The 24,064-nt window shown below is 75.7% G+C and carries 20 protein-coding genes; 10 read left to right on the top strand and 10 right to left on the bottom strand.

The window, feature by feature from the left end:
- Nucleotides 1-154: 154 nt before the first annotated feature.
- On the top strand, nucleotides 155-538 hold the full coding sequence (locus LPA42_RS27535; RefSeq protein WP_077936807.1) for a VOC family protein: 384 nt from the start codon (nucleotides 155-157) through the stop codon (nucleotides 536-538).
- 90 nt (nucleotides 539-628) lie between these two features.
- On the opposite strand, the gene LPA42_RS27530 is transcribed toward LPA42_RS27535, so the two are convergent.
- From LPA42_RS27530 to LPA42_RS27515, 4 genes are all read right to left on the bottom strand, one after another.
- Nucleotides 629-1,342, bottom strand: a complete 714-nt coding sequence (locus tag LPA42_RS27530) for a hypothetical protein (RefSeq protein ID WP_077936808.1) — start codon at nucleotides 1,340-1,342, stop codon at nucleotides 629-631.
- 117 nt (nucleotides 1,343-1,459) lie between these two features.
- Nucleotides 1,460-3,529 (bottom strand): 3-hydroxyacyl-CoA dehydrogenase NAD-binding domain-containing protein, encoded by a 2,070-nt coding sequence (locus tag LPA42_RS27525; protein WP_077936809.1) that lies wholly within the window; start codon nucleotides 3,527-3,529, stop codon nucleotides 1,460-1,462.
- Nucleotides 3,526-4,746 carry a thiolase family protein gene (locus LPA42_RS27520; protein ID WP_077936810.1) on the bottom strand — a complete coding sequence of 407 codons (1,221 nt, stop codon included), beginning with the start codon at nucleotides 4,744-4,746 and terminating at the stop codon, nucleotides 3,526-3,528. The genes LPA42_RS27525 and LPA42_RS27520 overlap by 4 nt, the downstream gene beginning before the upstream one ends.
- Before the next feature lie 241 nt (nucleotides 4,747-4,987).
- A complete protein-coding gene (locus LPA42_RS27515) occupies nucleotides 4,988-6,316 on the bottom strand; it encodes a ribonuclease D (protein ID WP_077936811.1) in 1,329 nt (442 codons plus the stop codon).
- A gap of 385 nt (nucleotides 6,317-6,701) precedes the next feature.
- On the opposite strand from LPA42_RS27515, the gene LPA42_RS27510 reads away from it, so the two are divergent.
- Entirely contained in the window at nucleotides 6,702-7,868 is a 1,167-nt protein-coding gene (locus LPA42_RS27510) for a S1C family serine protease (protein WP_228986964.1), read from the top strand.
- Between the two features lie 86 nt (nucleotides 7,869-7,954).
- Complete coding sequence (locus LPA42_RS27505) at nucleotides 7,955-9,061, top strand: hypothetical protein (RefSeq protein WP_228986957.1); 1,107 nt, start codon at nucleotides 7,955-7,957, stop codon at nucleotides 9,059-9,061.
- 183 nt (nucleotides 9,062-9,244) lie between these two features.
- Here LPA42_RS27505 and LPA42_RS27500 read toward each other — a convergent pair whose 3' ends face one another.
- Nucleotides 9,245-9,817 (bottom strand): DUF3000 domain-containing protein, encoded by a 573-nt coding sequence (locus LPA42_RS27500; RefSeq protein WP_077936814.1) that lies wholly within the window; start codon nucleotides 9,815-9,817, stop codon nucleotides 9,245-9,247.
- Between the two features lie 206 nt (nucleotides 9,818-10,023).
- Between LPA42_RS27500 and hemE the strand changes: the two genes are divergently transcribed.
- Genes hemE through hemQ form a run of 3 tightly spaced genes read left to right on the top strand, consistent with a single transcriptional unit; the run spans nucleotide 10,024 to nucleotide 13,243 of the window.
- Nucleotides 10,024-11,115, top strand: a complete 1,092-nt coding sequence (gene hemE / locus LPA42_RS27495; RefSeq protein ID WP_077936815.1) for a uroporphyrinogen decarboxylase — start codon at nucleotides 10,024-10,026, stop codon at nucleotides 11,113-11,115.
- Nucleotides 11,116-11,129: 14 nt separating this feature from the next.
- Nucleotides 11,130-12,545 (top strand): protoporphyrinogen oxidase, encoded by a 1,416-nt coding sequence (gene hemG / locus LPA42_RS27490; RefSeq protein WP_077936816.1) that lies wholly within the window; start codon nucleotides 11,130-11,132, stop codon nucleotides 12,543-12,545.
- On the top strand, nucleotides 12,542-13,243 hold the full coding sequence (gene hemQ, locus LPA42_RS27485; RefSeq protein WP_043962540.1) for a hydrogen peroxide-dependent heme synthase: 702 nt from the start codon (nucleotides 12,542-12,544) through the stop codon (nucleotides 13,241-13,243). The genes hemG and hemQ overlap by 4 nt, the downstream gene beginning before the upstream one ends.
- Nucleotides 13,244-13,346: 103 nt before the next feature.
- Here hemQ and LPA42_RS27480 read toward each other — a convergent pair whose 3' ends face one another.
- The 3 genes from LPA42_RS27480 to LPA42_RS27465 all read right to left on the bottom strand — a co-directional run bounded on the left by LPA42_RS27480 (nucleotide 13,347) and on the right by LPA42_RS27465 (nucleotide 15,539).
- Nucleotides 13,347-14,447 carry a lytic polysaccharide monooxygenase gene (locus LPA42_RS27480; protein ID WP_228986956.1) on the bottom strand — a complete coding sequence of 367 codons (1,101 nt, stop codon included), beginning with the start codon at nucleotides 14,445-14,447 and terminating at the stop codon, nucleotides 13,347-13,349.
- 125 nt (nucleotides 14,448-14,572) lie between these two features.
- Nucleotides 14,573-15,163, bottom strand: a complete 591-nt coding sequence (locus LPA42_RS34595) for a GNAT family N-acetyltransferase (RefSeq protein ID WP_308291159.1) — start codon at nucleotides 15,161-15,163, stop codon at nucleotides 14,573-14,575.
- Nucleotides 15,164-15,278: 115 nt separating this feature from the next.
- Complete coding sequence (locus tag LPA42_RS27465) at nucleotides 15,279-15,539, bottom strand: hypothetical protein (RefSeq protein ID WP_043962543.1); 261 nt, start codon at nucleotides 15,537-15,539, stop codon at nucleotides 15,279-15,281.
- Between the two features lie 161 nt (nucleotides 15,540-15,700).
- Between LPA42_RS27465 and LPA42_RS27460 the strand changes: the two genes are divergently transcribed.
- Nucleotides 15,701-15,976 carry an isoamylase early set domain-containing protein gene (locus tag LPA42_RS27460; RefSeq protein ID WP_077936819.1) on the top strand — a complete coding sequence of 92 codons (276 nt, stop codon included), beginning with the start codon at nucleotides 15,701-15,703 and terminating at the stop codon, nucleotides 15,974-15,976.
- Between the two features lie 39 nt (nucleotides 15,977-16,015).
- Here LPA42_RS27460 and msrB read toward each other — a convergent pair whose 3' ends face one another.
- A complete protein-coding gene (gene msrB / locus LPA42_RS27455) occupies nucleotides 16,016-16,426 on the bottom strand; it encodes a peptide-methionine (R)-S-oxide reductase MsrB (RefSeq protein ID WP_077936820.1) in 411 nt (136 codons plus the stop codon).
- 47 nt (nucleotides 16,427-16,473) lie between these two features.
- Here msrB and ligD point away from each other — a divergent pair, with 47 nt between their 5' ends.
- Entirely contained in the window at nucleotides 16,474-17,502 is a 1,029-nt protein-coding gene (ligD, locus tag LPA42_RS27450) for a non-homologous end-joining DNA ligase (protein ID WP_077936821.1), read from the top strand.
- A 27-nt stretch (nucleotides 17,503-17,529) separates the two neighbouring features.
- Here ligD and LPA42_RS27445 read toward each other — a convergent pair whose 3' ends face one another.
- Nucleotides 17,530-17,826, bottom strand: a complete 297-nt coding sequence (locus tag LPA42_RS27445; protein ID WP_077936822.1) for a hypothetical protein — start codon at nucleotides 17,824-17,826, stop codon at nucleotides 17,530-17,532.
- A gap of 164 nt (nucleotides 17,827-17,990) precedes the next feature.
- Between LPA42_RS27445 and LPA42_RS27440 the strand changes: the two genes are divergently transcribed.
- Together LPA42_RS27440 and LPA42_RS27435 are read left to right on the top strand one after the other, a co-directional pair.
- Nucleotides 17,991-21,182, top strand: coding sequence for an FtsX-like permease family protein (locus LPA42_RS27440; protein ID WP_077936823.1), 3,192 nt, complete (start codon nucleotides 17,991-17,993; stop codon nucleotides 21,180-21,182).
- On the top strand, nucleotides 21,179-23,992 hold the full coding sequence (locus tag LPA42_RS27435) for an FtsX-like permease family protein (protein WP_077936824.1): 2,814 nt from the start codon (nucleotides 21,179-21,181) through the stop codon (nucleotides 23,990-23,992). Before LPA42_RS27440 ends, LPA42_RS27435 begins: the two co-directional genes overlap by 4 nt.
- Nucleotides 23,993-24,064 lie beyond the last annotated feature (72 nt).

The following is a 24,064-nucleotide window of genomic DNA, read 5'->3' as shown; positions in this document are numbered from 1 at the left end:
GGGGCGGCCGGTGGCGTGCCAGGATCGTCCCCGTCAGCCCGACGGCCGGAGGGAGGTGCGGTTGATGTCCACCACGACCAGTCCCGCGCCCCGCTCCACCCGCCGCTGACCTCTGCCGATCCCGCGGGGCGCCCACTCCACCACGGAGGCGACCGTGAGCGCACGGATCAGGAACATCAGCATCGACTGTCACGACACCTACGCCCTGGCCGGGTTCTGGGCGCAGGTGTTCGGCACCGGGCGGCAGCCCGACGACCACCCCGGCGACCCGGAGGCGATGGTGCTCGCCGCCGACGGGGAGACCGTGCTGTTCCTCCAGGTGCCGGAGGGCAAGACGGTGAAGAACCGGGTCCACCTGTGCCTGGAGCCGGCCGACCGGTCCCGCGACGCCGAGGTCGAGCGGCTGCTCGCCCTCGGCGCGACCCAGGTCGACGACCAGCGGCGGCCGGACGGCACCGGCTGGGTGGTGCTCGCCGACCCGGAGGGCAACGAGTTCTGCGTGCTGCGCAGCGCCGCCGAGCGGGAGGCGTCGGCCTAGCCCCGGAAACGGGCCGGGCCCCCGCGCGGTGCGCGGGGGCCCGGTCTTTCGCCCGGGCCGCCTCGCGTGAGGGGCCCGGTCACCCGCCGGTCAGGAGCGCTGCTCGATCTGGCCGCGCATCGTGACGAACTCGGCCTCCGCCTCCTTGGCGGACTTGAAGAACACCACGATCATGCCGAGGCTGCCCCGGTCGGCCCAGACGCAGACGCCCAGCGGCATGCCCGCGGTCTTGCCGTCGCCGCAGCGCGCCTCGCCGCCGAGCGGGCCCGGCTCGGTGGGGGTCATCTCCTTGACGGTCAGCTCCGTCTTGAGGCCGGCGATCGCGTCGTCCAGCTCCTTCTTCGGGTCCGCCAGCACGCCCGACGCCGCGGCGACCATCACGAGGTCCTGCTTGGCGGCGTCGCCGTAGAACGCCCCGGCGGTGCTGGTCTCGTTCTGCACGGTCGACTTCATGTCGGCGACCAGCTCGTCCGACAGCTTCGTCAGCTCCGGGTCGGTGACCTGCTTGCGGCCGGCGAGGGTGGCCGGGGCGGTGACCCGGGTGTTGGTGGCGTCGACCACGTCGCCGACCTCGTCCTTCACGGCGAACCAGGTGATCGCCGCGCCGCCGAGGCAGAGCACGAGCACCACGGCCAGGACGATGAGCACGATCTTGCCGGCCTTGGACTTCTTCGGCGGCAGCGGCGCGGCGGACGGCGCGCCGTACGGCTGGCCGGCCGGCGGCGGGTAGCCGCCCGGCCGCTGCGGGGCGGGCTGCTCCCCGTAGGGCTGCTGCGGATAGGGGTTGCCCGACGGCTGGGACATGTCGATTCAGCTCCAGTTAGTTGATCAGGAGCGGTGATCGTAGCCAGACCCACCGACAGCAGCCGACCCCGCCGGGGCGAAGGTGAGGTGAACGACGATCGCGGGGGAGCGGGAGGATCAGGCGGGCAGGCTGGCCACGCCGGGCGGCAGGAACCGCCGGCCGGTCACCCGCTCGCTGGTGCCCGTCCGGTCCAGGTACGGCGTGACGCCGCCCAGGTGGAACGGCCACCCCGCGCCGAGGATCAGGCACAGGTCGATGTCCTGCGCCTCGGCGACGACGCCCTCGTCGAGCATCAGCCGCACCTCCTGCGCCAGCGCGTCGAGCGCGTTGCGCCGCACCTGCTCGGCGGTCAGCGGCTCGTCGCCGACGACCAGCAGCTTGGCGACGTCGGCGTTGATCTCGTCGTCGACCACGATCGGCTGACCCGACTCGGCGATCCGGCGCAGGTTCTCGCTCACGGCGAACCGGTCCGGGAACGCGCCGTGCAGGGTGCCGCCCACGTGGTACGCCACGGCCGGGCCGACGAGCTGGAGCAGGGCGAGCGGGCGCATCGGCAGGCCCAGCGGGTCCAGCGCGGCGTTCGCCACGTCCAGCGGGGTGCCGGCGTCGACGGCGGCGAAGACGGTGCCGAGGAAGCGGGTGAGCAGGCGGTTGACCACGAACGCCGGGGCGTCGGACACCAGCACGCTCGACTTCTTGAGCTGCTTGCCGACCGCGAACGCGGTGGCGAGGGTGGCGTCGTCGGTGCGCGCGCCCCGGACGATCTCCAGCAGCGGCAGCACCGCGACCGGGTTGAAGAAGTGGAAGCCGACCACCCGCTCCGGGTGCTCCAGCTCGGCGGCCATCGCGGTGACCGACAGGCTGGAGGTGTTCGTGGCGAGCACCGCCTCCGGGGAGACGATCTTCTCCAGCTCGGCCCAAACCTGCTTCTTGACGTCCAGGTCCTCGAACACGGCCTCGATGACGAAGTCGGCGTCGGCGAACGCGGCCTTGTCGACCGAGCCGCTGACCAGCCCGTACAGCTTGGCGGCCGTGCCCTTGTCCATCCGGCCCTTGCTGACGGCCTTCTCGATCTGGGTGTGCACGTAGCCCACACCCTTGTCGACGCGGCCCTGGTCGAGGTCGGTCAGGACGACCGGCACCTGGAGGCGGCGGGCGAACAGCAGCGCGAGCTGGCTGGCCATCAGGCCGGCGCCGACGATGCCGACCTTGTTCACCGGCCGGGCCAGGCCCCTGTCGGGCGCGCCGGCCGGCCGCTTGGCCCGCCGCTGCACCAGGTCGAACGCGTAGAGCCCGCTGCGCAGCTCCTCAGAGAAGATCAGGTCGGCGAGGGCCTCGTCCTCGGCGGCGGTGCCGGCCGCGAAGTCGGCGTCCTTCGCCGTCTCCAGCAGGTCCAGCGCCTTGTACGCGGCGGGGACCGCGCCGTGCAGCCGCGCATCGAGGGTCTGCCGGGCGAAGTAGAGCACGCCCGCCCACATGTCCCTGTCGACCTCGGGCCGGGTCACGGTGATCTCGCCGCGCACCACGCCGGCCGCCCACTGCAGGGACCGTTCCAGGAAGTCGGCCGGCTCCAGCAGCACGTCGGCGATGCCCAGCTCGGCGGCCTGCTTCGGCTTGAGCATCTTGTTCTGCATCAGCGGGTTCTGCAGGATCACCTGGGTGGCGGCCGGGATGCCGATCAGGTTCGGCAGGAGCTGGGTGCCGCCCCAGCCGGGGATCAGGCCGAGCGAGACCTCCGGCAGCGCCAGGGCCGACGCCCCGCCGGACAGCGTCCGGTAGTGGCAGTGCAGCGCCAGCTCCAGGCCGCCGCCCATCGCCGCGCCGTTGACGAACGCGAACGTCGGGACCGTGCTGTCCTTCAGCCGGGCGAAGACCCGGTGGCCGAGCCGGCCGATCTCCAGGGCCTGCTCCCGGTCGGCGAGCTGCGGCAGGCTGGTGATGTCGGCGCCAACACAGAAGATGTACGGCTTGCCGGTGACCGCGACGAACGCCGGGTCCGCCGCGAGGGCGGCGGTGATCGCCTCGTCGAGGCTGGTCAGGCCGCCCGGGCCGAAGCTGTTCGGCTTGGTGTGGTCGAAGCCGTTGTCGAGGGTGATCAGGGCGGCCGGGCGGGCCAGCCCCGGCACGTTCACCTGGCGCAGCAGCGCCCGGGTGACCACCTCGTTCGGTGCGGCGAGCGCGCTCACTCGTTGCCCTCCTGTCCAGCCGGAACGGCGGAACCGGTCCAGTGCGGGTTCTCCCAGATGACCGTGCCGCCCATGCCGATGCCGATGCACATGGCGGTGAGGCCGTAGCGGACCTCGGGGTGCTCGGCGAACTGCCGGGCGAGCTGCGTCATCAGCCGCACCCCGGAGGACGCGAGCGGGTGACCGATGGCGATGGCGCCGCCCCACGGGTTGACCCGGGGGTCGTCGTCGGCGATGCCGAAGTGGTCGAGGAAGGCGAGCACCTGCACGGCGAACGCCTCGTTCAGCTCGAACAGGCCGATGTCGTCGATGCTCAGGCCGGCGATGCGCAGCGCCTTCTCCGTCGACGGGATCGGCCCGACGCCCATCACCTCGGGCTCGACGCCGACGAAGCCGTACGACACCAGCCGCATGGCGACCGGGAGGCCCAGCTCGCGGGCGGTGTCCTCGGCGGCGAGCAGGCTCGCGGTGGCCCCGTCGTTCAGGCCGGCCGCGTTGCCCGCGGTGACCTTGCCGTGCGGGCGGAACGGGGTCTTGAGGGTGGCGAGCTTCTCCAGCGACGTGTCGCGGGGCGCCTCGTCGACCGTGGCCAGACCCCAGCCGCCCTCGTCGTCGCGGATCGCCATCGACACCAGGTCGCCCTGGAGCTTGCCGTTGGCGTACGCCTTCGCGGTCTTCTGCTGCGAGGCGAGCGCGAACGCGTCCGTGCGCTCCTTGGTGATGTGCGGCACCCGGTCGTGCAGGTTCTCCGCCGTGGCCCCCATGACCAGGGCGGACGGGTCGACCAGCTTCTCCGCGACGATCCGCGGGTTGGGGTCGACGCCCTCGCCCATCGGGTGCCGGCCCATGTGCTCGACGCCGCCGGCGATCGCCACGTCGTACGCGCCCATGGCGATGCCGCCGGCCACGGTGGTGACGGCGGTCATCGCCCCGGCGCACATCCGGTCGATGGCGAAGCCCGGGACGGTCTTCGGCAGGCCGGCCAGCAGGGCGGCGGTGCGGCCGATGGTGAGGCCCTGGTCGCCGATCTGGGTGGTGGCGGCGATGGCGACCTCCTCGACCCGCTCCGGCGGCAGCTGCGGGTTGCGGCGCAGCAGCTCGCGGATGCAGCGGATCACCAGGTCGTCGGCGCGGGTGTTGGCGTACATGCCACCCGCCTTGCCGAACGGGGTGCGGACGCCGTCGACGAAGACGACATCGCGGACTTCACGGGGCACTTGAGCCTCCTTTTCGACCCTGACTCGGCCACGTCGCCGACCAGCGGCACCACGGACCGAACGAGGATCGCGGCACGGGCGTGGTCCCTCGGATGCTACTCGCCAGTAACCATCGTCGACACCACCCCCCGTGTGGCCCACCCCACACCGGCGCGGCGTCCGGCGCGGGGCGGCGCTCGCCGCCGACCCCGCGACCGCCGCCGACCCACCGACCGGCCCCCGACCGGCCCCGGCTGCCGCGTCAGGCCGCCGGGGCCGGACCCGCGAGCGCGGCGGTCAGGTCGGGCACCAGCAGCGCAAGCTGCCACTCGCGCGCCCCGAAGCCGCGCAGCGTCTCGGCGACCGTCGCCTCGGTCACCTCCTCCGGCGGGGTCCAGGCGAGCCGGCGGACCGAATCCGGGGCGATCAGGTTCTCCGGTGGCAGGGCGTGCTCGCCCGCGATCCGGACCACCACCTCCCGGCACCGGGCCAGCCGGCCCGCCGCCACCGGGTCCCGCTCCGCCCAGCGGTGCGGCGGGGGCGGCCCCTCCACCACCGGGGTCACCGGCAGCGCGTCGTCGGGCAACTGCCGGGCGTCGTCCAGCGCCGCCAGCCAGGTGCGGGCCAGTCGACGCACCGACCGGCCGCCGAAGCCCGGCAGGGTCAGCAGCGACTTCTCGTCCTTCGGGTCCAACTCGGCGGCCGCCACGATCGCCGAGTCCGGCAGGACCCGGCCCGGCGCGGCGTCCCGGCGGGCGGCGATCTGGTCGCGGGCGTACCAGAGGGCCCGGATCCGCGCCTGGGCGCGCGCCCCGCGCACCCGGTGGATGCCGGAGGTGCGCCGCCACGGCTCCGCCCGGACCCGGGGCGGGCGGTCGACGCTGCGCACCAGCGCGGCGAACTCCTCCGCCGCCCACGCCGACTTGCCCTGGCGGGCCAGCTCCGCGTCGAGCACGTCACGCAGGTCGGTCAGCATCTCCACGTCCAGCGCGGCGTACGTGAGCCACGACTCCGGCAGCGGCCGGCTCGACCAGTCCGCCGCCGAGTGGTGCTTCTCCAGGCTGAAGCCGAGTAGCTGCTCGGTCAGCGCGGCCAGCCCGACCCGCTCGAATCCCGCCAGCCGGGCGGCCAGTTCCGTGTCGAACAGCCGGCGCGGGCGCAGCCCCACCTCGGCCAGGCAGGTCAGGTCCTGGCTGGCGGCGTGCAGCACCCACTCGGCGTCGGCGATGGCCAGGTCCAGGCTGCTCAGGTCGGGCAGCGGCAGCGGGTCGATCAGCACGGTGCCGGCCCCCGCCCGGCGCAGCTGCACCAGGTATGCCCGCTGGCTGTAGCGGTAGCCCGAGGCGCGTTCGGCGTCCAGGGCGACCGGGCCGGTGCCGGCGGCGAAGCGGGCCACGACCTCGGCCAGCCCGGCCTCGGTCGTCACCGGCTCGGGTGTCCCCTCGCGGGGGGCGGTCAGGGGCACGGGCCCGTCGACGGTCGGTTCGGGCCCCGCGTCCACCGGCTCCGGCGCGGCCGACGGCGGTTGGTGCGGCTCGTTTCCCGTACGGCTTTCGGCGGCCCGACGGCGCAGGGGTGGTTCGTCGGTCACCTGACAACCCTAGTGCGCGCGGCGATCCGGCGCGCGCAGCCGGGTGCGGTGTGTGTCGGCGTCGCGCGGTGTGGGTCGGCGTCGGCTACTTGACCCGGCATGCCAGGGTCGGACATCGGGGAAGACAAAGCGCGGCGGCGCGGGTACGTTCCTTCGGGCCGCCGCCCGGGACGGAACCGACGTCGGCGGGCACCAGGGCGGCGACGGGGAGGACGTGACGATGACGACGGCTGGGTACGGTGCGACGGGCCCGGGACAGGGGCCCGGCGACGGCTCGGGCGGGAGTTGGGCCGCCCCGGCGCGACCCGCCGAGCCGCCGGTGGGCGAGCTGCCCGCCGCCGCGACCCCGTCCGGCGACACCCGTCCCGGCCCGCTGCCGCCCCGCATGGACCCGCCCCGGCTCGACCCGCACCGCGGCAGCGCCGCCGTCTATCCGCAGGCCGCAGGCTCCTACCCGCCGGCCGGAGGCGGCCACCCGCCCGCCGGTCAGGCCGCGTCGCCCGGTCACTGGCCCGGCTCGTCGCCCCCACCCGCCCAGCCCCCCGCGCCCGGCCAGTGGTCCGGTCCCGCGCCCGCCGGCTGGCCCGCCCCGCAGCAGCCACCCGCCGCCGGCCAGCAGTCGTCCGCCGCCGGCCAGCAGCCCCCGGCCGGGTACGCCGCCGCGCCGCCGTCGCCCGTGGTCCCCGGCCCGGCGTACCCGCACGGCGGGACCACCCCGGCCCCCGGGCCGGCCTGGCCCGCGACCGCCCCGACCGGCGGGGCCACCCCGCGTCCCCGGGGCAGGGCGCTGACGTTCGTCGCGTTCGGGCTCGCCCTGGTCCTGGCCGTGGTGAGCGGCGTGCAGGCGTACCAGATCAGTCGGCTCTCCGACCGGCTGGCCGACACCGACCAGCGGCTGGCCACCGCGCAGAGCGGCGACGGCGCCCGGCTCGACGGTCTGGAGCAGCGGGCGCAGGCCCTGGAGAAGCAGGCCGGGGCGCAGTTCAACCCGGAGGCGGTGGCCAGCGCCGTCCTGCCCAGCGTCTTCCGGGTCCGGGCCGGGCAGTTCACCGGCACCGCCTTCGCGGTCGGCAAGCCCGACACCGGCGGCGGCACCAACCTGTTCACCAACTTCCACGTGGTCGAGTCGGTCTGGGTCGGCGGCGGCCGGGAGGTCTTCCTCGAACGCACCGACCAGCGCTACCCGGCCACCATCGTCAAGGTCGACGAGGTCAACGACATCGCCCAGCTGCGCACCACCAGCAAGTTCACCGGGCTGGTGACGGCGTCCGCCGCGGTCAAGCCCGGCCAGCAGATCGTCGTCGTCGGCGCCCCGCTCGGCCTGCAGGACAGCGTCACCACCGGCGTGGTCAGCGCCTTCCGTGAGGCAGGCCAGGGCTCGGGCCCGGTCATCCAGTTCGACGCGCCGATCAACCCCGGCAACTCCGGTGGCCCGGTCATCAACGGCCAGAAGCAGGTGGTGGGCATCGCCACCGCCAAGGCCCGCGACGCCGAGGGCATCGGCCTCGCCGTACCCATCAAGGTCGCCTGCGACGGTTTCCGGATCTGCTGACTTCGGCCGCTCCGCGCCGTCCGTCCCGTACCAGCCGGTTCGTCGCGGCCCCGGCCACGGGCCGCCCCACCTGGAGGAAGAGAAGAATGTCGCAGCCACCGACCGGGCCGGGGAGCCAGCCGCCGTATCCGCCGCCGGGCGGCCCCGGCCAGCCCGTGCCCCCGCAGTACGACCCGACGGGCCAGCCGGCGGAGCCCACCCGGCAGTTCGCCCCGGGTCAGTACGGTACGCCGCAGCCGGCGGCGGAGCCGACCCAGCAGTTCGCCCCGGTTCAGCAGGGCGTGCCGCAGCCGCCGCAGCCAGCACAGCCGACCCAGCCGACGCAGCCGTTCGCCCCGGGTCAGTACGGTACGCCGCAGCCGGCGGCGGAGCCGACCCAGCAGTTCTCTCCGGTCCAGCAGAGCGCGTCGCAGCCGCAGCCGACGCAGCCGTTCACCGCGCCGGTGTCAACGCCGCCCGTTCCCGGTGCCGGATATCCGCCGGTGTCGACGCCACCGGTCTCGGGCGCCGGATATCCGCCGGTGTCGACGCCACCGGTCTCGGGTGCCGGATACCCGCCGGTTTCCGGTGCCGGGCACCCGCCGGTTTCCGGGCCGGGGCAGCCGTCGCCAGCGTTCGGCCAGCCGATGTCGGTGCCGCCCGCCTCGGGCCCGGCCTTCGGCCAGCCGATGTCCGGCCCGCCGGGAGCGATGCCGCCCTACGGCCAGCCGGGCGCGACGCCGTCCTACGGCCCGCCCGGCACGACGCCGCCCTACGGCGCCCCGGCACCGGCCGCCAACCGGGGCGGGCGCAAGGTGCTGGTCCTGGCCGTGGTGGCCGGGCTGCTCTTCGTCCTCGGCGGTGTGATGACCGGCCTCTACGTGACCAAGAGCAGCGAGCTGGACCGCACCGAGAAGCGGCTGACCGGCCAGGTCAGCGAGCGGGACGGCACGATCGCGGCGAACAAGACCGAGATCGAGAAGCTCAAGACCGACCTGCAGGCCGTGCGGGACAAGCTCTCCAACACCGAGCAGGACCTCACCGGCACCCGGAACGACCGGGACGAGCAGGCCCGGCAGAAGAAGGTCATCGCCACCTGCCTGGACAAGCTCACCAGTGCGTTGACGGCCGCGGCGGCGAACAACAAGGCCGCGTACGACAAGGCCACCGAGGGCATGAACAAGGTCTGCGACGAGGCCGAGAACTACCTCTGACGTCGCGCAGGTAGGAAGTCCCCGACCCCGCCCCGCCCACGCCACCACGGGCGGGGCGGGGCTGCGCCGGGCCCGGCACCTGGGGATCTTGGAGCGAAACGGCCCCTCCAGGGGCCGAAATCTTCCAAGATCTGAGGCGCGCGTCGTGCGGTGGGTGTTGGGCGGTGGGTGTTGTGCGGTGGGTCAGGCGGCGCCGGCCGGGCGGCGCTCCGTCAGGGACGTCACCCCGGGCGGGGGGAGGCCCGCCGTCGAGGCGAGCAGGGTGCACCAGGCCATCAGGTGCGGGGTCAGGTCCTCACCGAGCGGGGTCCACGAGGCCCGGATCTCGATGTCGCCGGCGGCCGGCGGCCCGGCTAGGTCGCCGAACCGGGTCGACATGGTCTGGGTGATCGTGCCCCCGATGGCCCGATGCGGGGCGTCCTGCGCGTCCAGCGCGTCGGTCAGCCAGGTCCAGCCCACCCCGGGCAGCAGCGGGTCGGCGGCGAGGTCGATCTCCAGCTCCGCCGTGACGTAGGTGACCAGCCGCAGGGTGCCCTGCCACGCCTCGTGCCCGGCGGGGTCGTGCAACAGGATCAGCCGCCCCGTGGCCACCTCGTCGTCGTCGCGCAGCACCGTCGCGGAGAGCGCGAAGGCGTACGGCGCGAGGCGTTGCGGCGCGCCGACCTCCTCCAGGACGATCTCCGATCGGGGCGCGGCCGACCGCAGCCCGGCGACCGCGCGGGCAAAGGTCTCCGGGAGCGCGATCGGGGGGGCCATGCCGGCAGCCTATGCCGCCCGCCGCCCGGCCGACGGAACGGCACGCCGACGGCCTGCGGCGGCGGCCCTCGCGGGTGCCGCGGACGGTGGATGGTGAGAGGGGCACCCTTCTCTACCGGATGCGTTAACAGGGGGCCCTTCCTTACACGTCACAAAAGGCGGCGGGGGTGGGGGAGGGGGTCCGGGGGCGTGGCACGATAGCCGCGATGAGCACCGAGACGACGGGCACCGCCGCCCGAGACGGAGAACCCCGCCGCAGCGGGACGGGCGGGTCGCCGTTCGTCCGGGCCTGCCGACGCGAGCCCGGCCCGCACACCCCGGTCTGGTTCATGCGCCAGGCCGGCCGCTCCCTCCCCGAATACCGCGAGATCCGCAAGAACGTGGGGATGCTGGAGTCCTGCCGCCGCCCCGAGCTGGTCGCCGAGATCACCCTCCAGCCGGTCCGCCGGCACGGGGTCGACGCGGCGATCCTGTTCAGCGACATCGTGGTGCCGGTGGCCGCCGCCGGGGTGGAGCTGGACATCGTCGCGGGCACCGGGCCGGTGGTCGCCGAGCCGGTGCGCACCCTCGCCGACGTCGAGCGGATCCGGCCCATCACCCGCGCCGACGTCTCCTACGTCGACGAGGCGGTGCGGCTGCTCGTCGCCGAGCTGGGCGACACCCCGCTGATCGGCTTCGCCGGCGCTCCGTTCACGCTGGCCAGCTACCTGGTCGAGGGCGGGCCGTCGCGGACCCACGCCAAGACCAAGGCCCTGATGTACGGCGAGCCGGAGCTGTGGCACGCCCTGTGCGCCCGGCTGGCCGAGGTGACGCTGGCGTTCCTGCGGGTGCAGGTCGACGCCGGGGTGTCGGCGGTGCAGCTGTTCGACTCGTGGGCCGGGGCGCTGTCCGAGGCCGACTACCGGCGCTACGTGCTGCCGCACTCGACGAAGGTGCTGGCCGGACTGGCCGACGCGGGGGTGCCCCGGATCCACTTCGGGGTGGGCACCGCCGAGCTGCTGCCCGCCATGGGCGAGGCCGGCGCGGACGTGGTCGGCGTCGACTGGCGTACGCCGCTGGACGTCGCGTCCCGCCGGATCGGCGCCGACAAGGCCGTGCAGGGCAACCTCGACCCGTGCGTGCTGTTCGCCCCGTGGCCGGTGGTCGAGGCGGAGGTGCGGCGCATTCTCGCCGAGGGGCGGGCGACCCCCGGCCACGTGTTCAACCTCGGTCACGGCGTCCTGCCGGAGACCGATCCGGACGTGCTGACCCGGGTGGTCGCGCTGGTGCACGAGGTGTCCGCGCGCCCGGGCGAGTAGCAGAGGGGGCGACCGTGCGGCAGCCGTGGCGGGTGGCGATCGTCGGGGGCGGGATCACCGGGCTGGCCGCCGCCGTCCGGCTGGCCGACCGGGCCCCGGCCGGCACCGAGGTCACCGTCTACGAGCAGTCCGGCGTGCTCGGCGGGAAGCTGCGCACGGGCGAGCTGGCCGGCGGTCCGGTGGAATTCGGCGCGGAGTCGTTCCTGATGCGGGACCCGGCCGGCGGCGAGTCGGCCGCGGTGGCCCTGGTCCGCCGGCTCGGCCTGGCCGACGACATCGTGCACCCGAGCGTCGGGCAGGCCGCCCTGGCCGTCGACGGGGGGCTGCGCCCCATCCCGGGCGGGACGCTGGTGGGCGTACCCGGGGATCTGGCGAAGGTGACGGCGGTGGCCCAGCCCGCCGCGGACGCCGACCGCGACGAGGGCCGGCCGCTGCTGGCCCCCGGCGCGGACGTCTCCGTCGGGGCGCTGGTGCGGGCCCGGTTCGGCGACGCGGTGGCCGACCGGCTGGTGGACCCGATGCTCGGCGGCGTCTACGCCGGCCGGGCCGACGACCTGTCCCTGGCCACCACGATGCCGGCGCTGGCCCGCGCGGCCCGGGTGGCGCACACCCTCGTCGGCGCGGTCCGGGCGGCGCAGGCCGCCGCGCCGCGCACCCCCGGCGAACCGGTCTTCGGCACCCTGGCCGGCGGGCTGAGCCGGCTCGTCGAGGCCGCCGCGGCGGCCGGCGGGGCGACGATCCGCCGCGACGCGGCCGTGCGGGAGCTGACCCGGACGGCGACCGGCTGGCGGCTGACCGTCGGCCCCACCCGCGACCCGGAGCTGGTCGACGCGGACGCGGTGCTCCTCGCCGTCCCGGCGCGCCCGGCGGCCCGCCTGCTGGCCGGCGTCGCCGACCTGGCCCCCGAGGCTGTCGCGACCGTCGGCGCCCTGGACTACGCCAGCGTCGCGCTGGTCACCCTCGCGCTGCCCCACCCGGAGCTGCCGGCGCTGTCCGGGTTCCTGGTGCCGGCCACCGAGGGGCTGCTGGTCAAGGCGTCGACGTTCTTCACCACCAAGTGGGGGCACCTGGCCCGGCCGGACGGGCTGGCGCTGGTGCGCGCCTCCGTGGGCCGCTACGGCGAGGAGACGTCCCTCCAGGTCACCGACGATGACCTGGAGGAGGCGGTGCACCGGGAGCTGTCGAAGGTGCTCGGCACGCCGCTGCCCGCCCCGGTGGCCAGCCACGTGCAGCGGTGGGGCGGGGCGCTGCCGCAGTACACCCCGGGGCACCTGGACCGGGTGGCCGCCGTGCGGGCGGCGCTGCGCGGCGCGCACCCCACGCTGGCCCTGGCCGGCGCCGGCTACGACGGCGTCGGCATCCCGGTCTGCGTCCGCTCCGGCGAGACGGCGGCCGAGGAGATCATCACGGCACTGGGAGGATCGGCATGACCGAGCAGACCAACGCGGCGCGGCTGCGGGAGCTCAACGAGAGCATCCGCTACACGATGTGGTCGGTGTACCGGGCGACGAGCCCGCTGCCGTCGCTGCGGGAGAACGTCACCGGCGAGGTCGAGGCGCTCTTCGCGGAGCTGGCCGGCAAGGACGTGACGGTGCGCGGCACGTACGACGTCGCCGGGCTGCGCGCCGACGCCGACCTGATGATCTGGTGGCACGCCGCCACCAGCGACGCGCTCCAGGACGCGTACCTGCGGTTCCGCCGCACCACCCTGGGCCGGGCGCTGACCCCGGTGTGGTCGCAGCTGGCGCTGCACCGGCCGGCGGAGTTCAACAAGAGCCACATCCCGGCGTTCCTGGCCGGCGAGGAGGCGCGGGCGTACCTGTGCGTCTACCCGTTCGTCCGCTCCTACGAGTGGTACCTGCTGCCCGACGCCGAGCGGCGGGAGCTGCTGGCCGAGCACGGGAAGATGGCCCGGGGGTACCCGGACGTGCGGGCCAACACGGTGGCCTCGTTTGCCCTCGGCGACTACGAGTGGATGCTCGCCTTCGAGGCCGACGAGCTGCACCGCATCGTGGACCTGATGCGTGACCTGCGGGCCTCGGGTGCGCGCCGGCACGTCCGCGAGGAGGTCCCGTTCTACACGGGCCGCCGCCGCGCGATCGCCGACATCGTCACCTGCCTCCCGTGAGGGGCTAGGCGCAAGGAAGGGCCCCCTGTTAACGCAGAACGTTGTACAGGGGGCCCTTCTTAACACGCGCCGCCGCGTCGGGCGGGCGTCGTGCCGCCGGCCGTCAGACGGTCGGCGTGCAGGTCGGGGTCGGCGCGGTGTTGGTGCCGGACGACGAGGCGACGAACCCGAACGAGGTCTTCCCCCCGGCGGCCAGCGACCCGTTGTAGGCCACGTTGCGCGCGGTCACCGTGGACCCGCTGGTGGTCACCGTCGAGCTCCAGTAGGAGCTGACCTGCTGGCCGTTGGCCCAGGTCCAGGTCACCGTCCAGCCCTTGATCGCCGACGAGCCGGCGGTCACGTCGATCTCGGCCTGGAACCCGCCGTTCCAGGAGGAGACGGGCCGGTAGGTCGCCGTGCAGCCCCCGGTCGCCGGCGGGGTCGTCGGCGGCGGCGTGGTGGGGGGAGGGGTGGTCGGCGGGGTCGTGGTGGGCGGGGTCGTGGTGGGCGGGGTGGTCGGGCCGCCACCGCCGAAGTCCACGTCGCTGCACAGGTAGTACGACTGGTCGAGGTGGCTGGCCTGCCAGATCGTGTAGACGATGTGCCGCCCGGTGCGCCCCGGCGCGTTGGCCGGCACCTGGATCGACACGCCCGACGCCTCCTTCTTCCACTGGGACGCCGGCGTGTTGCCGATCTGGCCGGCCAGTTCCAGGTCGCTCCAGCCCAGCGGCTTGTTCAGCGCGTCGAAGCCCTGCTTGGTCACGTACACCCGGATGTAGTCCGCGCCGTGACTGGCCTGGTCGTTGAGCTGGATGCGGAAGCTGTTGGAGACCGAGGTGGTCTTCCACGCGCCGATCGTGTCCAGCGAGTTGTACTGGCCGGTCTGGGTGCGCCCGCCGCTGCACAGCTGGCCGTCGGGGATGGCGGCCTGGTGGTTGCCGGCGACGCCCTCCCGGAACAGGCCCATCCAGTTCCACATGGCCTGCGGGTCGGCCTGGAAGGCCTGCCAGCACATCGGGTCCTGGGTGGCCATGGCGGGGTTCATGTGATCGGCGCCCCAGCGCTGCCAGCAGCCGTAGTTGCGGGTCGCGGGGTCGACGACGGAGCCGTGGGCGGACGCGGGGTTCGCCAGGGCGGTGGTGAGCAGCATGGCGGCGGCGGTGCCGACGGCGAGCAGCCAGGCTGCGAGGCGCGGCGTGGAACGCCGACGCGCGAGGGTGGACAATGGAGCCTCCGGGTTGAGGGGTCGACTGTGACGACGCCCGGATCTCGGGAGTTGCCCCTCCCGTGCCGGTTCGAGTTGCTCCCGTGGCGGCTCTGCTGCGAGATTCCCACACCCATAGGGATGTGTCAATTTGCGGCGCCCTCCGGGGCGTCGGGGCGGGCGGGGTGCCGGCGCATCGGGGTGTGCGGGATGCCGTCCTCGACGTACTCCGGCCCGCTGACGGCGAAGCCGTGCCGGGCGTAGAAGCCGACCAGGTGGGACTGCGCCTCCAGCACGCACGGCCGGTCGCCCACCGCGGCCAGCGCCTCGGTCATCAGCCGCCCGGCGTGGCCGCCGCCCCGGGCCCCCGGCGCCACCACGACCCGGCCGATCCGCGCCAGGCCGCCGGGGTCGGCCAGGATCCGCAGGTACGCCACGACGCCGCCGTAGCTGTCGGCCCCGCCGTCGTTCCCGTCTCCCGTGCCGTCGCCCTCGTTCTCGGCGTCGCCCCCGGCTGCACTGTCGACGTCGCCCTCGGTCCGCCCGCCACCGTCAGCGGCACGGGTCAGCCACACGTGCCGGGTGCCCGGCTCGACGTCCCGGCCGTCGAGTTCCGGGTACGGGCACCGCTGCTCCACCACGAACACGTCGACGCGCAGTCGTAGCAGGTCGTGGAGGGTGCGGGCGTCCAACTCGGCGAAGGAGGCGATCCGGGCCTCGACCGTCTGCGGCGACACCCGCCGATGCTAGGCCGCCCGCCCTTGGCGCAAGGAAGGGCCCCTTGTTAACGCATTCTGTAGAGCAAGGGCCCCTTATTAACACCCGTGTTAATAAGGGGCCCTTCCTTGCGATTCAGCGGGGGCGGGCGCCGACGGCGTCGCGGATCTCCGCGCCCCGGTCGCCCTCCTCCTGGCGGGCGCAGTGGCCGCAGCAGAAGAAGCGCCCCGACACCTCGACCCCGTGGCCCACGATCTTGACCTGGCAGTGTTCGCAGATCGGGGCCAGCCGGTGCGCCGCGCACTCGAAGCAGTCGAAGGTGTGCACGTCGCCGCTGACCGTGCGCACCTCGAACGCCATCCAGTAGTCGTTGCCGCAGACCTCGCACGTCGCCATCGCCGAACCCCCGTAGCCGAAAGGACAGATGTCCCCCCAGCGTGCGACAACGGCCCGAACCGGGCGGCCGAAACGACCGAAACCGGGCCGCCCAGGCGGCGTGTCGGGGTCGGCGTGTCGAGCGTTGTGCCTGGTGAAAGCCTCGACCCCCGGAGGACGACGTGATCAAGCGCAGCAGGCTGTTCGGCAACCAGACCCGGGTCACCTTCTGCCTGCCCCGCGAGGCGCCGGCCGGCCCGGTGAGCGTGGTCGGCTCCTTCAACGACTGGGAGCCGGGCCGCCACGAACTGGTCGCCCGGCGCGACGGCACCCGTACGGTGACCGTCAGGCTCCGGCCCGGGGCGTACCGGTTCCGCTATCTCGCCACCGGCGGGATCTGGCTCGACGACGAGTCGGCCGACGGGGTCGACGAGCAGGGCAGCGTGCTGCTCGTCTGACGTGGCGCGCGCCGTCGGGCGGAACCGGGCCGCCGCCCGTCAGCCCTGGGCCGGCTCCAGCCGGATCGAGATCGAGTTGACGCAGTGCCGGGTGTCCTTCGGGGTGAAGCCCTCGCCCCGGAAGACGTGCCCGAGGTGGCTGTCGCAGCGGGCGCAGCGGATCTCCGTACGCCGCATGCCGTGGCTGTCGTCCTCGATCTCCTTCACCGCGCCCGGGATCGCGTCGTCGAAGCTGGGCCAGCCGCAGTGCGAGTCGAACTTGGTGTCGCTGGGATAGAGCTGCGCCCCGCAGGCGCGGCAGCGGTAGACGCCGGGGGTCTTCGTGTCCACGTACTCGCCGGTCCACGGGCGCTCGGTGCCCGCCTCGCGCAGCACCCGGAACTCCTCCGGGCTGAGCCGGACCCGCCACTCGTCCTCGGTGCGGGGCAGTTCGTTCTCGTCAAGACTCACCCCGCAACGGTACGTCGGCTGTCGGTGCCGTGGCATATGGTCGCCAGATGGCAGGCACCGCGAAGGCCCCGGCCGCCGAGGTCGAGGTGGCCGGGCACACCGTACGGCTGAGCAGCCCGGACCGGGTGATTTTCCCGGAGCGGGGCTTCACCAAGGCGGACGTCTTCGGCTACTACCTGGCGGTCGGCGACGGCATCATGCGCGCCCTGCGGGACCGCCCGACCACGCTGCAACGCTTTCCCGACGGCATCGGCGGGGAGGCGTTCTTCCAGAAGCGGGTGCCGGCCCGGGGCGTGCCGCCGTGGCTGACCACCGCCCGGATCACCTTCCCCAGTGGCCGGACGGCCGACGAGCTGTGCCCGGCCGACCTCGCCCACGTGGCGTGGGCGGCCCAGATGGGCACCGTCGTGTTCCACCCCTGGCCGGTGCGTGCCGGCCACGTCGACCACCCCGACGAGCTGCGCGTCGACCTCGACCCGCAGCCCGGCACCGACTTCGCCGACGCGGTCGCCGCCGCCACCGAGCTGCGGGCCCTGCTCGACGAGCTGGGCGCGACCGGCTGGCCGAAGACGTCCGGCGGCCGGGGCGTGCACGTCTACCTGCGCATCGCGCCCCGGTGGACGTTCACCGAGGTGCGCCGGGCCACCATCGCGCTGGCCCGGGAGCTGGAGCGCCGCCGCCCCGACCTGGTCACCACCGCCTGGTGGAAGGAGGAGCGGGGCGAGCGGGTCTTCGTCGACTACAACCAGATGGCCCGGGACCGCACGATCGCCTGCGCGTACTCGCTGCGGGCCAACGCCCGGGCCACCGTGTCCACCCCGGTCACCTGGGACGAGCTGCCCGACGTCGACCCCGACGACCTGCACCTGGGCAGCGTCCCGGTCCGGTTGGCGCAGCGGGGCGACCCGCACGCCGGCATCGACGACGCGGCGTGGGACATCACCCCGCTGCTGGAGTGGGCCGACCGGGACGCGGCGGCGGGGCAGGGCGACCTGCCGTACCCGCCGGACCACCCGAAGATGCCCGGCGAGCCCAAGCGGGTCCAGCCGTCGAAGGACCGCGACCGGCCCCGCTGACCGCGGGCAGAGCTGACGTACGCGGAATCAGCTGATCGGGCCCATCATCGCCTCGACGGCCTCCTTCGCCGTGCGCAGGTCCGCGCCCGTCGCCTCCCGGTACGCCTTGATCGCCTGGATCTTCTGGCCCCGGGCCAGATACTCGCGGACCCCGGGCGGCTCCGGCCGCCGGTCGACCACCCCGAGGTGGTCCATTACGAGCTGGAGGCGGCGATCGATCTCGGCCAGCCGGGCCTCCGTGACCCGGTCCCGCCGGGGGCCGGCGAGCTGGCCGCCCAGCAGCAGCACGACGCCGATCGTCAGCACGATGAGGGCGATCTCCATGCCAGCCATCCAAGCAGGCCGCCGCCAGGCCCACCCCCCGGGGCAGGACCGGGCGGCCGGTGAGCGCCGGGCCATAACGGTCGGATAACGGGCGCGAACCTTTCCGTACCCGCAGTGGGTCTCTGTGTCCGTCGGCTCCGCGGGGGGCCCGGGGAGGCAGCGCGATGGTGCTGGTGTGGAGGCGGGCGTGGGCCGCCCGAGGGCTGTTGTCGGCCGCGTTGGTGGCGGCCCTGGTGGCGGTCGCCCTCGTCACCGGGCTGGCCGACTACAGCCGGCGGGCCGTCGACGCGGGAGCGCGGGCGGTGCTCGCCGCGTCGCCCGCCCAGGAACGCAGCCTGCTGGTCAGCGGCTCGGGCGGCCCCGACCGGGCCGCCTTCGCCGCCCGGGACCGGGCGGTCCGCGACCGCTTCGCCGCCGGGCTCGGCGGGGCGGCGGTGGCGGTGCGCGGGGCCCGCTACGGCACCGGGCGGGAGCTGACCGGTGACCTCGGCGCCGCGCGGGCCGGCGACGACCCGGTGTTCGCCGAGCTGACCACCCTGGAGGACCTGGCCGGGCACGCCGAGCTGGTGGCGGGGCGGCAGCCCACGGGCGGGGCCGTGCCGACGCAGGTGCTCCTGCCGGAGCGGGTCGCCGCGGTGCTCGGCCTCGCCGTCGGCGAGCGGGTGCCGCTGCGCGACCGGGCCACCGAGCGCACCGGCGAGGTCGAGGTGGTCGGCCTGTTCCGGCCCCGGGACCCCACCGGGTCGTACTGGCGACTCGCGCCGGGCGCCGTCGCGGCCGGCTCCGAGACGTCGTACGGGCCGTTCCTGCTCGACCCCGCCGACTTCGACCGGACGTTCCCCGGCACCACCTCGGCGGCCTGGCTGGTCGAGCCCGACCTGGCGGCGGTCGGGCCGGGCCGGCTGGACGCCGTGCGCCGCGCCGTCGCCACGGAGGTCGCCGACCTGCCCGGGGCGACCGGCCTCGGCTCCTCCGCCCAGACCGTCACCACCATGGACCGGCTGATCGACCGGCTGACCCGCGCCGACCTGGTGGGCCGGTCGTCGCTGCTCACCCCGCTGCTGCTCGTCCTCGTCCTCGGCGGGTACGCGCTGGTCCTGGTGGCGGCCCTGCTCAACGAGGACCGTCGGGGGCAGACGGCGCTGCTGCGCGCCCGGGGCGCGGCGCGGGGGCAGATCGCCGGGCTGGCCGTGCGGGAGGCCGCCCTGGTGGTCCTGCCGGCCGCGCTGCTCGGCCCCCCGATCGCCGCCGAGGCCCTGCGCCGGATCGGCCGCGACCAGGGCTGGTCGGAGCTGACCGCCCGCGGCGGCACGACCCTCACCTGGGCGGTCGCCTCCGCCGCGGCGGCCGGCTGCCTGGTGGCCATGGCGCTGCCGGCGCTGCGCCGCGCCGGCACGTACGTCGCCGACCTGGCGGCCCGGTCCCGGCCGGGCCGGGGCGCGGCGGCCCAGCGGATCGGCGTCGACCTGGCCCTGGTCGGCCTGGCCCTGCTGGCCTGGACGCAGCTGCGGCGGTACTCGTCGCCGCTGGCCGGCGCCGACGGCCGGCTCGGCGTCGACCCGTTGCTGGTGGCGGCGCCCACGCTGGGGGTGCTCGCCGGTGCCGTCGTCGCGCTGCGCCTGCTGCCGCCGGCGGCCCGGCTCGCCGAACGGTTCGTCGACCGCCGGCCGTGGCTGGCCGCGACGCTGGGCATGTGGCAGGCGGGCCGCCGGCCGCACGCCGGCCCGGTGCTGCTGCTCGCGCTCGCCGTGGGCGGCAGCACCCTGGCCTGGTCGTTGGTGACCACGGGGGAGCGGTCGCACCTCGACCAGGCGGACTTCACCGTCGGGGCCGACCTGCGGCTGGTCGAGCGGTCCGGGGCCGCGCCGGCCGAGCGGGCCGGCCGCCTCGCCGCCGTGCCCGGCGTGGACCGGGCGGTGCCGGCCTGGCGCGACGACATCCGGGTGGGCCGCGAGGACCTGCCGGTGAGCGTGCTGAGCCTCGACGCGGCGGCGGCGCCCGACGTGGTCCGGTTCGACGAGCGGCTCGCCGGCGAGCCGCCCCGGGCGCTCTTCGACCGGCAGGTGCGCGGCCGGGCCGCCCCCCTCGGCGTCGAGCTGCCCGCCGCCGCCCGCCGGCTCGCCGGCACGGTCGCCACCCCGGTGACCGATGCCGCCAGGCCGCACCCGGTGCGGGTGTCCGCCCTGCTCACCACCGCCGACGGCGGCGCGTGGAAGCTTCCCCTGGCCAGCGCGGGCAGCGACGGACGGCCCGTGCCGGTGGCCGTGGACCTGCCGGACAACGGCGGCCGGGCCTACCGGCTGGCCGGATTCGACGTCGACGCCGGGCCGGCGATCGGCTCCGGCTACGGGCTGGAGGTGACCGGGCTGCGCACGGTGGACGCGGGCGGCGCGACCAGCCCGGTACCGCTGGCCGGCGACTGGGTGCCCCGGCTGGACGACCCGGAGAGCGCGGAGCCGGCCCGGTTCGCCGACGGCGTGCTGCGCGCCGGCCGGAAGGTGGCGCGCGTCGCGGGCGGCCGGTTCGCGACGCAGCCGACCAGCCGCTTCGCGGTGGTGCCGGCCGGCGCGGGCGCACCGGTCCCGGCGCTGGTCACGCCGCAGGTGGCCCGGGCGCTGAGCGTCGGCCGGGGCGACACGATGGACGTCGTCCTCTCCGGGGTGACGCTCACCGTCGAGGTGGTCGGGGAGGTCGACGCGGTGCCGGCCAGCGGTGGGGCGGCCGGCGGCATGCTGCTGGACCTGCCGGCGGCCACGGACTGGCTGCTGCGGGCCACGGGCACCGTCCGCCCGGTCTCGGAGTGGTGGATCCGCACCGGGACCGGCGGGTCCGCGGAGGCGGCGCGGGCGGCGGCCGACCTGCCGGGGGTGACCGTGCTGGACCGGCGGGCGGCGGCGGAGGAGGCCGGCCGCGACCCGTACTGGCTCGGCACGCGCACGGGGCTGCTCGCGGCGGCGGCGGGTTCCGTCCTGCTCGCCCTGGTCGGGCTGGGCGTGGACGTCTGGGCCACCGCGCGCCGACGGATCGGCGAGCTCGCGGTCCTGCACACCCTGGGCGCCCCGGTGCGGCTGCTCGCCCGCGCCCTGCTCACCGAGCAGACCTTCCTGGCCGGCATCGGTGTCGGCGTCGGGTTGCTGGTCGGTGCCGGGGTGGGCGCCACCATGGCCCCGCTGGTGGTGCTCACCCGGTCGGCGGACCGGCCGGTGCCGGAGGCGGCCTTCGCGCTGCCCTGGCTGCCCGTCGCCGGCACCGCCCTCGGCCTGCTGCTCGCGGCGCTCGCGTTCAGCACGGCGATCGCCTCCGGCGTCCGTCAACGCGTCGCGGCGGCCCAACTACGGATCGGCGGAGAGCGATGACCAGGGGTGGGACCGAGGGGCCTCGGCCGGCGGTGTTCGGCGGCGTGGCCGCGCTGGCGGGGGTCGTCCGCCGGGTGCGGGCGTTCGCCGGGCAGTTCGTCCTGCTGGGGGTGCTGGCGCTGGTGGCCGCGCTGCTGGTGACCGGCGTTCCGCGTACCGCCGACCGGCTCGCCGAGCAGGGGCTGCGGGAACACGTCGCCGAGCGGCCGGCCGCCGAGCGGGACCTCACCCTCACCGCCGCCGAGCTGCCGGCCGGTGGGGGCGGGGTCGTCGCGCCGGTCACCGCGACCCGGGGCCGGGAACTCGACACGCTCCAGGCGGGCCTGCCCGGGGCCGTCCGGGAGGCGGTGCAGAGCCGGTGGTTCCTCGCGGAGACCGCCTTCGGTCGGCTGACCGGCCCCGACCTCGCGGCGAAGAACTATCTCGTCGTCACCCGGCTCCGCGCGGCAACCGGCGTCACCGGGGCGGCCACCCTGACCGAGGGACGCTGGCCGGCGGAGGCGGTGGGCGCGGGGCAGCCCGTCGAGGTCGCGCTGGCCGACGACACGGCCCGCAAGCTGAACCTCCGCGCGGGCAGCCGGCTGCGGTTCAGCGGTGCCGGCGCCGAGCCGGTGCCGCTGCTCGTGGTGGGCGTCTTCGAGCCGGCGCGCAGCGCCGACGGCATCTGGAACACCCTGCCGTCGGCGCTGCGGGTGACCGAGCCGGCCGGCGACGAGGAGCCGTACGAGATGGTGGCGCTGACCAGCGACGCGGGCCTGGACGCGGCCATCGCGACCGGCGTGCCGGTCCGGTTCTCCTGGCGCTACCGCCTCGGCGACCTGGACGTGGCCGACCTGGGTGCCGTCATCGACGGCGTGCGGCGGCTGGAGCGCACGCCCCCGGCCGGGCTGAGCGTCACCCAGGCCGTGGACGTCCCGCTGCGGCAGTTCCTCGACGCGGTCTCCGCCGCCCGGACGCTGCTCGCGGTGATCGCCGCCGGGATGTTCGCCACCGTGGCGGGGCTGATCGTGCTCGCGGCCCGGCTGGCGGCCCGCCGCCGGGAGGCCGAGTTCGCCCTGCTGGTGGCCCGGGGCGGCGCACCGACCAGCGGGGCGCGGCGCAGCCTCGCCGAGTCGGCACTGGTGGTGCCGCCGGCCGCGGCGCTCGGCTGGCTGCTCGGCCGGTTGCTGCCCGGCTCCACGGCGGGGACGGCGGGGACCGACTGGCTGGTCCTCGTCGCGGCGGCGCTGGCCACCCTGGCCCTGCCCCTGGCGACGCTGGGCTCCTCGGCCCTGCCGGGCGGCCGACGCGACCTGTCCGGCCGCCGCGCCGGTGGCCGCCGGCTGACCCTCGAACTCCTCGTCGTCGCCCTCGCCGTGCTGGCCACCTTCCTGATCCGCCGCCGGGGCCTCAGCCCCGGCGCGGTCGATCCGCTGCTGGTCTCGGTGCCGGTGCTGCTGGCCGTCGCCGCCGCGGTGCTGGTGCTGCGGCTCTACCCCTGGCCGCTGCGGCTGCTCGGCCGTGTCGCGGCCCGCATGCGCGGCAGCGTGACGTTCCTCGGGGTGGCCGGGGCGAGCCGGTCGGCCGCCACCGGGCCGGTGGTGGTCGTCGTGGTCGCGGTCGCCACGGCCGCGTTCTGCGGGGTCGTGGCGGGCGGCATCGAGGCCGGCCGGGACCGGACGGCCACCACGGCCGTGCCGGCGTCGGCGCTGGTCGACGGGGAACGGCTCGCCCCGGACACGGGTGTGGCCCTGCAACGGTTGCCCGGCGTGCGGCGCAGCACCCCGGTGCTGCGGGAGGGCGCGCTGCGCGTCGCCGACGCCCGGGGCGTCGACGCGGGTCTCGCCGCCGTCACCGTGCTGCTGGTCGACGGGCCGGGCCTGGCCGAGACGGCGCGCGACGCCGGAGTGGACGTGTCGGTGCCGCCGGTGCTGCGGGCGGGCCGGTCGCCGGGGCCGGCACCCGCGCTCGTCTCCCCGGGGCTCGCCGCCGAGCTGGCCCGCGCGGGCCTCGACGGGACGGCCCTGGTGACCCTGCAGGGGTACGCCCAGCCGTTCCGGGTGGCCGCCACGGCCGAGGGCTTCCCGCTGGTCCCGCCCGACGTCGACCGGTTCGTGGTGCTGCCCTGGCAGGCGCTGCCCGAGCCGGTGTCGGCCGGCCTGGGCACGCCTGGTCCGGTGTCGTCCGGGCCGGGCACCCCCGGTTCGGGCGTGTCCGGCCCGGTGCCGACGGCGTTCCTGGTCACCGGCGACGGGTTCGACGTCGAGGCGCTGCGGCGGGCGGGCGACGAGGGCCAGCGCCGCTACCAGACCGGCGGCAGCTTCGCGGCGGGGGAGCGCCCGCGCGGCGCCGAGGTGACCACCTGGCGGGGCGCCCGCCAGCAGCTCGGTGGCGGCGGCGCGAACGGCCTGCTCGTCTTCGGGTTCGCCGCGGGCGCGGCCGGGGGTGCCGCGTTCGGTCTGCTGGCGGTCGCCTTCGCGGTGCTGGCCGGTGCGCGGACGCGGGCGCAGGTGCTGTCCCGGCTGCGCACCCTCGGCCTGTCCCGCCGGCAGTGGCGGGGGCTGCTGCTGGTGGAGCTGACGCCCCTGGTCGCCGCCGCGCTGCTCACCGGCGCGCTCACGGGGGCGCTGCTGCCCCTGCTGCTCACCCCGGCGCTCGGGCTGGCCGCGTTCACCGGCGGCGAGCCGGTCCGGGTCGCGTTCTCGCCCGGGCTGGTCGGGGCCGTCCTGGCGGCCGGCGCGGTGGCGCTGGCCCTCGCGGTGACCGTGGAGACGGTGAACAACCGCCGCATGCGCCTCGGCGAGGTGCTCCGGCTCGGCGAGGGGAGCTGACCGTGGAAGACGCGGCGCAGGGAGCTGGGGGTCCGTGGAGACGCGGCGAGGAATGCTGACGATGCGTGGAGA

Origin of the sequence: Micromonospora sp. DH13 (assembly GCF_020873825.1) — a bacterium.
Lineage (GTDB): Bacteria > Actinomycetota > Actinomycetes > Mycobacteriales > Micromonosporaceae > Micromonospora > Micromonospora haikouensis.
The sequence above is the reverse complement of the archived record's forward strand: the minus strand, read 5'-3'. Positions and strand labels throughout refer to the sequence as shown.